The 12,396-nt window shown below is 64.2% G+C and carries 12 protein-coding genes; 4 read left to right on the top strand and 8 right to left on the bottom strand.

The window, feature by feature from the left end; all coding sequences use genetic code 11:
- Positions 1–14: 14 nt before the first annotated feature.
- The 6 genes from AKN84_RS08355 to AKN84_RS08330 all read right to left on the bottom strand — a co-directional run bounded on the left by AKN84_RS08355 (position 15) and on the right by AKN84_RS08330 (position 5,330).
- Positions 15–608 carry a class I SAM-dependent methyltransferase gene (locus AKN84_RS08355; protein ID WP_050420270.1) on the bottom strand — a complete coding sequence of 198 codons (594 nt, stop codon included), beginning with the start codon at positions 606–608 and terminating at the stop codon, positions 15–17.
- 11 nt (positions 609–619) lie between these two features.
- Positions 620–1,597: an N-acetyl-gamma-glutamyl-phosphate reductase gene (gene argC, locus AKN84_RS08350; RefSeq protein ID WP_050420269.1), complete on the bottom strand. Its 978-nt coding sequence runs from the start codon at positions 1,595–1,597 to the stop codon at positions 620–622.
- A 124-nt stretch (positions 1,598–1,721) separates the two neighbouring features.
- Positions 1,722–2,768, bottom strand: coding sequence for an N-acetyl-gamma-glutamyl-phosphate reductase (gene argC, locus AKN84_RS08345; protein WP_050420268.1), 1,047 nt, complete (start codon positions 2,766–2,768; stop codon positions 1,722–1,724).
- Positions 2,768–3,439 (bottom strand): FMN-binding negative transcriptional regulator, encoded by a 672-nt coding sequence (locus tag AKN84_RS08340; RefSeq protein ID WP_050420267.1) that lies wholly within the window; start codon positions 3,437–3,439, stop codon positions 2,768–2,770. Before AKN84_RS08340 ends, argC (AKN84_RS08345) begins: the two co-directional genes overlap by 1 nt.
- Before the next feature lie 221 nt (positions 3,440–3,660).
- Positions 3,661–4,650, bottom strand: coding sequence for an MBL fold metallo-hydrolase (locus AKN84_RS08335; protein ID WP_050420266.1), 990 nt, complete (start codon positions 4,648–4,650; stop codon positions 3,661–3,663).
- 149 nt (positions 4,651–4,799) lie between these two features.
- Complete coding sequence (locus tag AKN84_RS08330) at positions 4,800–5,330, bottom strand: DedA family protein (protein WP_050420265.1); 531 nt, start codon at positions 5,328–5,330, stop codon at positions 4,800–4,802.
- 204 nt (positions 5,331–5,534) lie between these two features.
- On the opposite strand from AKN84_RS08330, the gene AKN84_RS08325 reads away from it, so the two are divergent.
- The 4 genes from AKN84_RS08325 to AKN84_RS08310 all read left to right on the top strand — a co-directional run bounded on the left by AKN84_RS08325 (position 5,535) and on the right by AKN84_RS08310 (position 10,089).
- On the top strand, positions 5,535–5,885 hold the full coding sequence (locus tag AKN84_RS08325; protein WP_244484992.1) for a hypothetical protein: 351 nt from the start codon (positions 5,535–5,537) through the stop codon (positions 5,883–5,885).
- 125 nt (positions 5,886–6,010) lie between these two features.
- Positions 6,011–8,071 carry a DNA topoisomerase IV subunit B gene (parE, locus tag AKN84_RS08320; protein WP_050420263.1) on the top strand — a complete coding sequence of 687 codons (2,061 nt, stop codon included), beginning with the start codon at positions 6,011–6,013 and terminating at the stop codon, positions 8,069–8,071.
- Between the two features lie 227 nt (positions 8,072–8,298).
- Positions 8,299–9,090: an outer membrane protein gene (locus AKN84_RS08315; RefSeq protein ID WP_050420262.1), complete on the top strand. Its 792-nt coding sequence runs from the start codon at positions 8,299–8,301 to the stop codon at positions 9,088–9,090.
- Between the two features lie 228 nt (positions 9,091–9,318).
- The gene (locus tag AKN84_RS08310; RefSeq protein WP_050420261.1) at positions 9,319–10,089 is read left to right on the top strand and encodes a glucose 1-dehydrogenase; all 771 of its coding nucleotides are present in this window, start codon (positions 9,319–9,321) and stop codon (positions 10,087–10,089) included.
- A 73-nt stretch (positions 10,090–10,162) separates the two neighbouring features.
- Here AKN84_RS08310 and AKN84_RS08305 read toward each other — a convergent pair whose 3' ends face one another.
- Both AKN84_RS08305 and AKN84_RS08300 read right to left on the bottom strand, forming a co-directional pair.
- The gene (locus AKN84_RS08305) at positions 10,163–10,939 is read right to left on the bottom strand and encodes an outer membrane protein (RefSeq protein ID WP_050420260.1); all 777 of its coding nucleotides are present in this window, start codon (positions 10,937–10,939) and stop codon (positions 10,163–10,165) included.
- 200 nt (positions 10,940–11,139) lie between these two features.
- A complete protein-coding gene (locus AKN84_RS08300; protein WP_193399635.1) occupies positions 11,140–12,384 on the bottom strand; it encodes an FAD-dependent oxidoreductase in 1,245 nt (414 codons plus the stop codon).
- Positions 12,385–12,396: the final 12 nt, after the last annotated feature.

The following is a 12,396-nucleotide window of genomic DNA, read 5'->3' as shown; positions in this document are numbered from 1 at the left end:
CGGCCGCGCCGGCGCTATTCCTCGTCCTTGCGCACGACGATATGCAGCATCGTCGCGGGCGCTTCGTCAAAGCTCTTGATCTCGCTGGTGTCGGACGAGACCTGCGTCCATGCCCCTGACGCTGCGTAGGTCGCCGCCAGCCAATCGGCCTCCGGATAATTGTAGTAGCGGCCGATGCTGTCGCGGCCATCGCCATGGCCGATCTTGTAGCTCGCGTAGAAGACGCCGCCCGGTTTCAGCGCGCGATGGATGCGGCCGAGGATGCCCGCGAGTTCGTCGCGCGGCACGTGCAGCAAGCAGGCGCTCGCCCAGACGCCGTCATAGGCCTCGCGATCCCTTAGCTCATCGAACAGCATCGCCTCGACGGGATGGTTGATGCGGCGCGAAGCGACCTGAGCCATCTCCGGCGAGTCATCGGTCGCGCGCAGCACAAAGCCTTCCGCGAGCATGACGGCGGCATGATTGCCGGCGCCGCAGCCGAGCTCGAGGATCGCGCCGCCCGGCGGCAACAGCTTGAGAAAGCCGATCAACCGAGTGGACGGTGCTTTCGCCCACCCGGCATAGGCCTCGGCATTGTGCCGGTAGAATTGCAGCGTGGCGTCGTCCACGATGCGTGCCGTCAGATGTCGGAGAGCCCGAGCATCAGCCGCATGTTCTGCACGGCGGCACCCGAGGCGCCCTTGCCCAGATTGTCGAGCCGGGCGACCAGTACCGCCTGGCGATGCTTGTCGCTGGCGAACACATAGAGCTCGAGCTGGTTGGTCTCGTTGAGCGCTTCCGGTTCGATCTTCCCGGCCGCGGCCGCCTCGTTCTGCAGCGGCATCGCCGAGACGTATTTGCTGCCGGCGTACCACTTCGCCAGCACCGCCTGCAGATCGGCTCCATCAGGCTTGCCCGGCAGCGCGTCGAGCTGCAGTGGCACCGACACCAGCATGCCTTGCCGGAAGTTGCCGACCGACGGAATGAACAGCGGCCGCCGCGTCAGATGCGAGTAGAGCTGCATCTCCGGCACGTGCTTGTGCTCGAAGCCGAGGCCGTAGAGGTGGAAGGCCGGCGCCGAGCCGTCCTCGAAGCTTGAGATCATCGACTTGCCGCCGCCCGAATAGCCGCTCACCGCGTTGATGGTGACGGGATAATCGGCGGGCAGCAGCCCGGCATCGACGATCGGCCGCAGCAGCGCGATCGCGCCGGTCGGATAGCAGCCCGGGTTGGAGACCTTCGGCGCGGTACGGATCTTGTCGGCCTGGTCGGGCGCGAGCTCGGCGAAGCCATAGGCCCAGTCGGGCGCGACCCGATAGGCGGTCGATGCGTCGAGCACCTTCGGTGCTGAATTGCCCATCGTGTCGATCAGCGCGACGGTCTCCTTGGCGGCCTCATCAGGCAGGCAGAGGATCACGAGATCCACCTCCTCCATCAGCGCGCGCTTGGCGCCGGCGTCCTTCCGCTTGTCCTCGGCGATGTGCTTGACCGCGACGTCGCCGATGGAATGCAGCCGCTCCTGGATGCCGAGACCGGTGGTGCCGGACGCGCCATCGACGAACACGGCCTTGGTCGCACCGCTCTTGGTTTTCGGCTGGTGGGTGTCGGTGAGGGTCATGGCACGTTCCTTTCGAGCTCGTTCGTTTCGTTTGCTAACACATCTGGCCGCGCTGCGCCGCCAATCCGAGGATGGGCAATTATCGTTGGATCGAGCATATTCTCGTTCACGACAAACACCCCCACTATGGAAACAGTGCGATCTGCTCCAGTCCGGTGGTTTCGGGCAAGCCGAACATCAGGTTCATGTTCTGGATCGCCTGTCCGGCCGAACCCTTCACAAGATTGTCGAGCGTCGAGAGCACAATGGCGCGGTTCTTGATCCGGTCGGCAACGACGCCGATCTGAACGTAATTCGAACCGCGCACGTTCTGCGTCTGTGGCAGCACGCCCTTCTTCGTCACATATACGAACGGCTCGTTGGCGTAAGCCCTTTCCAGCTCGGCGCGCAAATCGTCCGGCGTAGCCCCGTTGAGCTTGACATAGGATGTGCAGAACTCACCACGCGCCATCGGAATGAGATGCGGGGTGAAGTTCACGGTCACGGCCGAGCCCGCGGCTACGCCGATCTCCTGCTCGATCTCCGCCGAGTGTCGATGGCTTCCGATCGAATAGGGCGACAACCCTTCGCCGGCCTCGCTGAACAGCGTGTTCTGCTTCAGTCCGCGTCCGGCGCCTGTGACGCCCGACTTTGCGTCGATGATGATATCGTCGACGTCGATCAGCTTTGCCTTCGCCAGCGGAACAAGTGCCAGCAGCACTGCGGTCGGATAGCAGCCGGGGCAGGCCACCAGTCGCGCGGCCGTGATCTGCTCCCGGTAGAGTTCGGTCAGCCCATAGACGGCCTCGCCCTGCAATTCGAACGCCCGGTGCTCATGGCCGTACCACTGCGCGTAGCTGTCCTTGTCGCGGAGCCGGAAATCCGCGGACATATCGAGGATCTTGATTCCGGGATTGGCCTTGAGCACCGCAGCGATGATCTCCTGCGTCGTCCCGTGCGGCAGTCCGCAGAACACGGCATCGAGCCGCGTCCAGTCGACCTTTTCCCATTCCACGAGTTTTGGCAGGTCGAGCATAAAGAAGTGAGGAAACACTTCGCTCATCGTCTTGCCGGCATGGGTGTTGGCGGTAAGCGCTGTGATATCGGCATTCGGGTGCCGCGCCAGCAGACGCACCGCGTCGGCGCCGGTGTAGCCGGACGCGCCCAAGATGCCGATTTTCTTCTTCGTCATCACACGCCCCCTTGAAGCGTCGTCATTTCGGTTTGTGTCGTTGCGAAAGCCTCCGGGCGCACCTCGCGCATCAAAGCGGCGATCTGCCGGGCACCAGCTTCGGCCTGCAAAGCGAGCGCGTTACCGACCGCCGCAAAGTCGGTCTCGGACTTGTGCTGATTCAGCTTGAAGCTGCCCTCCACCTCTTCCACCGTCATCTGGAGGCCCACGATGGCCTGCTTCATTGCTTCCAACCGCGCGGCCGTCATCTTGGCTGACGTCCACGGTCTTTTCGGCAACAGCCAGTCCTCGAACTTGCCCGTCAGCACATCGATTTGAACCGCGAGTTCCTCACCCGACAGGGTCCGCACCGGCCCGGTTAGATGCACCGCCTGATAGAGCCAGGTCGGCACCTGATCGGGTGACACGTACCAGTCCGGCGAAACATAAGCGTCGGCGCCGGTGACGGCCAGCAGCCAGGGGGCTCCGCCCGCCAGCTTTACCAGCGGATTGTGACGGGCAACATGAAACAGCGCCCGCGGCGTGCCGTCGTCGGCATAGGTCAGATAGAACGGCAGCGCGGACGCGATCGGCTTGCCGCCGTCCCACGCACAGGCAAGGCCAAAGCCGCGCGCCTCCGCGAAGGCGAGGCTTGCGGCGCGGTCTGGCTTGAAAGGCTGCGGCGTATACATGATCGAACACTCCTGCTTGACGAAGGAGCCGCCAGATCGAAACCGCGTGTCTTTTTGAGGAGAGCGCCGCGGGATCAGGTCCGGCGGCAGAGGCGATGGTCTTAAACGCGAGCGACCGCCCATACCGCAAGAATGCGGCGGCGGCGGGCGATGATGATGGTCGCGGCGTTGATCATGGGCGCGGCTATAAGGCCGCGCTCCTTTTGCGTCAAGGAAAACCGTCAGATCACCGGATTCCACGGCGCCGGCACGACACGGTAGCCGCTGCCGTCCTTCACCACATTGCCGAGGCCCGGGAACGGATAGTGGAAGCCCTGCACCTGGAGCCGCTCCGCGACGATCATGTCGTAGACGCGGCGGCGGGTCTTCTCGGCGACGTCGGCGTCCTGGTCGAAGAACGCGTGCCAGCCGGGATTGGTCGCGAACAGATGCGGATTGTTGGTGACGTCGGACTGGATGAAGACCTTCTCCGAGCCCGAGGCCAGCACGTAGGAGGTATGGCCCGGCGTATGGCCGACGGTCTCGACCGAGGTGAGGCCCGGCGCGATCTCCTTGCCCCATTCATAGGGCGTGACCTTCTTCTTGAGGGCAGCCTCGAAGATGTTGCGGTTGTTCTTGAACAGGCCCTGCATGCGGCCGGCGGGCGCACGGCTCATTTCGCCATCGTCCATCCAGAACTTCCATTCGGTCGCCGGCACCAGCACTTCGGCGTTCGGGAATGCCGGCGTGCCTTCGGCCGTCAGCAGGCCGTTCACGTGATCGCCGTGGAAGTGCGAGATCACGACCATGTCGACATTCTTGGGATCGAATCCGGCGGCGACCAAATTGTCGGCGAACAGACCGTTGGCGCCCTTGGAGCTGGCCTTGGCCAGCGCGCCATTGCCGGTGTCGATCACGACCAACTTGCCGCCGGTATTGAGCACCAGCGGCGCGTACCAGATCGTCACCATGTCGCGCGGCATGAACGCCTTGTCCAGCGCCGCGTTGACATCGTCCCGCTTCGCATTCGGAATGAAGGAGTCTTCCAGCTTGAAGACGGTCTTGCCGTCGGACACCGCGGTGACCATGATGTCTCCGACCTTGTAGCGATAGAAGCTCGGCGCCTGCTTGTCGGCCGCGGGCGAAGCGGCATTGGCCTGGAGCGCCGGCAACAACGGTGCGGCGGCGATGCCAGCGGCGCCGGCAAGAGCGTGACGTCGTGTCAATTCCATGTGTTGTCCTTCCCAGTGAAGCGGCGCCCGATAATCCGTGCTTGGTGAGCGAGGTTGTATCAGCGTTTCGATGCGCGCGCGATGACGGCCGCGCATGGTCTGCCCTCACCCGCCTAATCCCCTGCACCGCAGGCTTATTCCGGCTCTCGCTACACCACCCGCCACATCCACTCGACGACCTGGCCGATGACGTCGCCGAACAACAGCAGCGCCGCCGACCAGACCAGCGCGGAGACGAAATTAGCGATCTGGAATTGCCAGTACGACATCTCGAAAATGCCGGCCGCAAGCGGCACCGAGGCGCGCAGCGGGCCGAAGAAGCGGCCGATGAAGATGCTGGGCACGCCCCAGGTCTTCACGAAGGCCTCGCCGCGCGGCAGGATCTCCGGATAGCGCGACAGCGGCCACATCTGCGCGACCTGCTCCTTGTAGCGATAGCCGAACCAGTAGGAGACCCAGTCGCCGAGCGCAGCGCCAATGCCGCCGGCGATCCAGATCGGCCAGAAATTGATCCCGCTGACGCCGATCAACGCGCCGATCGCAACCAGCGCGCCCCAGGCAGGCACCAGCAATGAGATGAAGGCGAGTGATTCAGCGAACGCCAGCAACATGACGATCGGAGCGGCCCAGGCCTGGTGATGGCGGACGAATTCGGCCAGGGCCCGCGCAAAGTCTTCCATCTCGTCGTGTGCCTTCCGCTCCGTTGGACCTCGAATGAACCTTTCTAACGGCACGCAGCCTAAGAACAGGTAAGCCAGCCCATTGCGTGACATCAAGTCACAAAGGCGGGGATCAAACGTGATCTCCGGCAAGGCCCCTGCGGTCCAGGCTGGCTGGCATCTCCCTTACAAAAAAGGAATCACGGGATGATCGGGTCATTGATGATGTGCGTGAGCGTTCTCGTCTTGCTGTTCGGAATGCTCGCGGGCATCGCCATGGGTATCCAGCACGACTTCACGTTGGGGCCGGCGCACGCGCATCTCAATCTCGTTGGCGGCGTGCTGCTGTTCCTGTTCGGCCTCTACTGCCGGCTGGTGCCAGCAGCCGGCAGCATGTTGCTGGCCAAAATCCAGGGCTGGCTGCATATCGTCGGCGGCGTGCTGTTTCCGGCCGGCGTGGCCGCCGTGCTGTTGAAGGGTCCCGCGTTCGAGGCGGCACCGATCATGGGATCGCTTATCGTGGTTGTCGCCATGGCCCTGTTCACGGTCGTTGTATTCCGCACCTCGCAGGCGTAATCGCAGGCGCTATCTACAGGGACGGCTGGGCCCCAGGGCGCGGCCGTCCCCATTGGCAGCCCATCCGTGGCATAGTCAGAGCAACCGATTCGCCGCGCCAGGACTGGCGCGCCACTTGAAGAAACATGGCCAAATCATTGAAGTCGAACGCCAAAAGCAAATCTGCTGACGATCTGTTCGGAGCCTCGGAACCGAAGGCACGCGCCCCTGCGAAGGCCGCATCCCGGCCCGCAGGAGGCGCCGAAGCCGGCTATACCGCGGCTGACATCGAGGTCCTGGAGGGGCTGGAACCGGTCCGGCGGCGGCCCGGCATGTATATCGGCGGCACCGACGAGAAGGCGCTGCACCACCTGTTCGCCGAGGTGATCGACAACTGCATGGACGAGGCGCTGGCCGGTCACGCCACCTTCATCGACGTCGAGCTGACCGCCGACGGCTTCCTGACCGTGACCGACAATGGCCGCGGCATTCCGGTCGACCCGCATCCGAAATTCCCAAAGAAGTCGGCACTCGAAGTCATCATGTGCACGCTGCACTCGGGCGGCAAGTTCGACTCCAAGGTCTACGAGACCTCGGGCGGCCTGCACGGCGTCGGCGTCTCCGTGGTCAACGCCCTTTCCTCGCGGCTCGAGGTCGAGGTCGCGCGCAGCGGGCAACTGCATCGCATGACCTTCGAGCGCGGCCATCCCAAGGGCAAGCTCGAAGACCTCGGCAAGGTCAACAACCGCCGCGGCACGCGGATCCGCTTCAAGCCTGATACCGACATTTTCGGCGCCAAGGCGGCGTTCAAGCCGCAACGCCTGTTCAAGATGACGCGCTCGAAGGCGTATCTGTTCGGCGGCGTCGAGATTCGCTGGCACTGCGATCAGGAACTGCTGAAGGGCGTCGAGGACGTCCCGGCCGAAGCCAAATTCCACTTCCCCGGCGGCTTGAAGGATTATCTCGCCGCGGCGATCCATGCCGACACGCTGGTGCATCAGGATATCTTCTCCGGCAAGTCCGGCCGCAGCGGCGCGCATGGCGCGTGCGAATGGGCGGTGGCGTGGACGGCCGATGCCGACGGCTTCCTGTCGTCCTACACCAACACGGTGCCGACGCCCGACGGCGGCACGCATGAATCCGGCCTGCGCAGCGCGCTGCTGCGCGGCCTGAAGGATCACGCCGAACGCGCCGGCCAAGGCAAACGCGCAGCCGCCATCACCTCGGAAGACGTGATGGTTGGTGCGGCCGTCATGCTCTCGGTGTTCGTGCGCGAGCCTGAATTCCAGGGTCAAACGAAAGACCGCCTCGCCACGGCCGAAGCGCAGCGCATCGTCGAACAGGCGATGAAGGATCCGTTCGACCACTGGCTGTCCGGCAATCCCAACCAGGCCAACCGGCTGCTCGACTTCGTGATCGATCGCGCCGAGGAACGGCTGCGCCGCCGCCAGGAAAAGGAAACCGCGCGCAAGACCGCCGGCAAGAAGTTGCGTCTTCCCGGCAAGCTCGCCGATTGCTCCGATGCCGGCACCGAAGGCTCCGAACTCTTCATCGTCGAAGGTGACTCGGCCGGCGGCAGCGCCAAGCAGGCGCGCGATCGCAAGACCCAGGCCGTGCTGCCGCTGCGCGGCAAGATTCTCAACGTCGCATCCGCCGGCAAGGACAAGCTGACCGCCAACGCGCAGCTCTCCGATCTGGTGCAGGCGATCGGCTGCGGCACGCTCGCGCACTATCGCGAAGAGGATCTGCGCTATCAGCGCATCATCATCATGACCGACGCCGACGTCGACGGCGCGCATATCGCATCGCTGTTGATCACCTTCTTCTACCGGCAGATGCCGCGGCTGATCGACGAGGGGCATCTCTACCTGGCGGTGCCCCCGCTCTACAAACTCAAGCACGGCACCAAGTCGATCTACGCCCGTGACGACGCGCACAAGGAAGAGCTGCTCAAGAGCGAGTTCAACGCCAACGCCAAGGTCGAGGTGAATCGCTTCAAAGGCCTCGGCGAAATGATGCCGGCGCAGCTCAAGGAGACCACGATGGATCCGGCCAAGCGCACACTGCTGCGCGTGGTGCTGCTGGCCGACGATCGCGAAGGCACCGCCGACTCGGTCGAGCGGCTGATGGGAACCAAGGCGGAAGCCCGCTTTGCCTTCATCTCCGACAAGGCCGAATTCGCCAGCGACGATCTGCTCGACGTTTAGGCCCCAACCAACTGATTAAAAACGATTTTCCGGCCGCCTCGAGCTCGGGGCGGCCGTTTTCATTCGCCTTTCCGGAGAGCACCGTTGGTTTCGTTTTCGAGCGGTTGTGTCTCACCCGCAACAGCATTTCCGGCGGAACCACGTATAGTCCCCAACATGAGTTTCGGGAATCGGTGCCAGCGCACCCCCGTCAGCGACCCGATCGAACGCTAGTCGAGGATTTGGATATGAAGAAGATTTTGCTCGCTCTGACCGCGGTTGCTGCGATGACGGGTTCCGCATCGGCCGCCGATCTGGCTGCCCGCCCCTACACCAAGGCTCCGGCCCCGATCGCAGTGGCGCCGAGCTGGACCGGCTTCTACATCTTCGGCGGCGGCGGCGGCGGCGTCTGGGACGCTGACACCGGCGTCCAGTCGACCGTCACGGGCGCGCCGATCCTCGGCTTCAACCAGCGCCAGGGCGGCGACGGCTGGTTCGGCACCGTCGGTGCCGGTTACGACTGGCAGACCGCCAACAGCTGGGTCATCGGCGTGTTCGCCGACGGTCAGTTCGGCAGCCTGAAGGGCACCATCCAGGATCAGGGCCTCGGCATCGCCGGCAACATCAAGAACGACTACAGCTGGGCCGCCGGTGCGCGCCTCGGCTACCTGGTCGCTCCGAACGTTCTGTCCTACGTCAACGCCGGTTACTCCAGCTCGCACTGGAAGGGCACCACCCTGTTCAACACCGCGACCGCTCTTCCGGTCGGTGGTCACACCAACGGCTTCGACCGCAGCGGCTGGTTCGTCGGCGGCGGCGTCGAGAACAACCTGAACATCTTCGGCATCACCGCGCCGGGTTGGTTCATGAAGACCGAGTACCGCGCTGCCTACTACGACAACAAGAACATCTCGGAACTCGCCGACGTCACCAACATCTCGAACGGCCGCGACATCACCTTCAAGCCGTTCGTCCAGACCATCAGCACCTCGCTGGTCTATCGCTTCAACTGGACCGGTCCGGTTGTTGCCAAGTACTGAGCTACTTACTGATCCCTGCTGATCTAGCAGACGAAAAGCCCCGGCATTGTCCGGGGCTTTTTTGTTGTCCTGACGACTTCGGGAACAACCGCGCGCGCTCACGTTCTCCGCACGTCCTTGGCCTTCGCACGTCCTTGGCGCAGGGCCGACCGGCCGCTCCCGATCTGGTCAGCGTTCCGACGATCAGGCACTCTCGCGACCAGATTCAAACCACAGCGGACAACAACAATGAGAAACGGACAGTTTGATCTCTCGGGCCGGGTCGCGATCGTCACCGGCGGCAATGGCGGCATCGGGCTCGGGATGGCGCGCGGCCTGGCGGATGCCGGCGCGGCGGTCGCCGTGGTCGGCCGCAACGAGACGAAATCGAAGGCCGCCGTCGAGGATCTGGTTAAGCGCGGCGTCAAGGCGATCGCGGTGGCCACCGACGTGACCGACAAGGCCGCCGTCGCGGCCATGGTCAAGCGGGTCAATGATGAGCTCGGCCGGATCGACATCCTCGTCAACAACGCCGGCATGAGCATCCGCAAGCCGCCGCACGAGCTCGAGCTCGACGAGTGGAGCAAGGTGATCGACACCAACCTCACCAGCGCCTTCCTGTGCTCGAAGGCGGCCTACCCTGCGCTCAAGGCATCGGGCCACGGCAAGATCATCAATATCGGCTCGATGATGTCGATCTTCGGCGCGAGCTTCGCTGCGGCCTATGCCGCGAGCAAGGGCGGCATCGTGCAGTACACCCGCGCCTGCGCCAACGCCTGGGCGGCCGACAACATCCAGGTCAACGCCATTCTTCCCGGCTGGATCGACACCGATCTGACCAAGGGCGCGCGCCAGCAGGTTGCCGGGCTGCACGAACGTGTGCTCGCGCGCACGCCGGCGGCGCGCTGGGGAGCCATCGACGACTTCGCCGGCATCGCCGTTTTCCTGGCATCGCCGGCGTCGGATTTCGTCACCGGCACCGCGATCCCCGTCGACGGCGGCTATTCGGTCATGGCCTGAAAGATACACGCCCGAAACACAGGAGCCCCGGCAACCGCCGGGGCTCCTGCATCCTGTTCGCCTCAGTCTTGGTTCAGTAGCGCGCGATGACCGGCGCGTCGAACTTGTAGTTCACGCGCACCACCGCCCACTGGATATCGCGCGGCTTGGCGTCGAACGTATAGGTGCCCGCCGCGGTGCCGGCGAGCTGATAGGTCTGACGCTCGAACGCTGCGTAATTGTATTCGACGCCGATGGTCCAATTGCGGGTGATGCCGTATTCCCAGCCTGCACCGATGGTCCAGCCGCTGGCCCAATGGGTCTGGCTGCCGGAGCCGGTCGACGGCGGAACGTTGTCGACGACGGACAGGCGGTTGTTCACGCCGGCATAGCCGCCCTTGAAATAGAGCAGATTGTTCTGGATCGCGTAGCCGGCACGGCCGACGATCGTCGCCATCGCATTCGAGCGCCAGCTGAATTGATCGTCGCGGCCGACGCCGAACACCGTGTTGGTGACGCGGCCGGAATTGTCGAGCCCGGAGATCGTGCCCTCGACACCGAACACGAAGTTGTTGGCCTGCCAGTTGTAGCCGATCTGGCCGCCGCCCATGAAGCCCGAGCCGCGCTGCCGAAAGCCCTGGCCAGGCGCGAGATCGCCGAACACCGTCGTGTTCGCGCTGCTGACCCACTGCTCGTTGGTCCAGGCGCCGCCGAGATGGCCGCCGACATAGAAGCCGGACCAGTTGTAGAGCGTTTCGACATAGGCCGGCGCCTTGGTGTAGGGACGCGCAGCGAGATCGGCGGCCGCGGCGGCACTGAGGCCGAGCGTGGTGGTTGCAGTCAACACGGCAATGAATTTGGCACGAAACACGGTGGCACCCCCAGGTTGTCCGATGGGCACCAGCTTTCCCAGAGAGACCCTTACCAAAAGAAAACCGCGGGAACCGGCAGCGCAGAATCCGTGTCCGCCGGTTTCGAATCATGTCCCTCTGTTGCAACCGCGCAACTTCCAACAGCGAAATTAAGCGGCTGTTATCCTTGATAAATTCCTTCCACACGCGCGACCGCGCGTCAGCTCGCGGCCGGCGAGTGCACGTGCTCCGGCCGCACCCCAACCGCGACGAGACGCGCCGTCAGCCCCTGCAGCCAGGGCATCGCCGTGATCAACCGCAACGCGAACGGTACCGGTTGATCGCCCCCCTTCAGCGCGGTGCTGATGAGGTTGTCCTGTGCGATCACCTGCATGCGCTGCGTGACCCGTACAGGAAATTCGCGGCGACGCCGCACCGCATCGAGCTCGTCCTCCGACGGACAGCCTTGCGCGAGCTTTGCCGCCAGGATGTTGGCGGTCGCGACCGCATCCTGCACCGCGAGGTTGACGCCGACGCCGCCGATCGGCGACATCGCGTGCGCCGCGTCGCCGATGCAGAGCAGGCCCGGAAGGGTCCAGCGCGTCAGCCGGTTGATCGCGACCGTGAGCAGCTTGACGTCGTCGAAGCTCTTCACATCGGCGATGCCGGCCTTGAGGATCGGCGCTAGCCGCAGCACGTCGTCGAGCAGCGCCGGCAATCCCCGCGCCTTCACGGCCTCGTATTGTCCCTTGGCGATCACATAGGCGCATTGCCAATAGTCGCCGCGATCGAACGTCACCATCATCTTGCCGTTGTCGATGCGGGCGAACAAATTCTCGGTCTCGTCCGGACGCCGCCCGACGCGAAACCACAAGACATCCATCGGCGCGCCGATCTCCTCGACCTTGAGACCGGCGCGCTCGCGCACGATCGAATGGCGGCCGTCGCAGCCGATCACAAGATCCGCCTCGATCTCGACGGGACCATCAGGCGTGTTCACGCGGACGCCGGCAACTGCGTCGCCGCGCCGGATCAGGTCGGTCGCCTCTGCATTCATCAGCACCTTCAGCGAGGGGAAACGCCTGCCGCTCTCGCGCAGGAAATTGAGAAAGTCCCACTGCGGCATCATCGCGATGAAAGGATATTTGACGCTGAGACGGCTGAGGTCGGCGATCCGCACCGAGGTGCGGCCGAACATGCCGTCGAGCTTCTGGATGTCCTGGTGCGGCAGCTTCAGGAAGCCGTCGATCAGACCGAGTTCGTCCATCACCTGCAGGGTCGAGGGATGCACGGTGTCGCCGCGAAAGTCGCGGAAGAAGTCGGCGTGCTTCTCCAGCACCACGACGTCGATGCCGGCGCGTCCGAGCAGATAGCCGAGCATCATGCCGGCCGGCCCGCCGCCGACCACGCAGCAGCGCACCTTCATCTGACGTGTGTTCGATCCTGCCGGATTGCCCGCATCCATGACGCCGTCCTT

This window comes from Bradyrhizobium tropiciagri, assembly GCF_001189845.1.
In the GTDB taxonomy this organism is placed as follows: Bacteria; Pseudomonadota; Alphaproteobacteria; order Rhizobiales; family Xanthobacteraceae; genus Bradyrhizobium; species Bradyrhizobium tropiciagri.
This window is presented reverse-complemented; position numbering and strand designations above follow the sequence as displayed.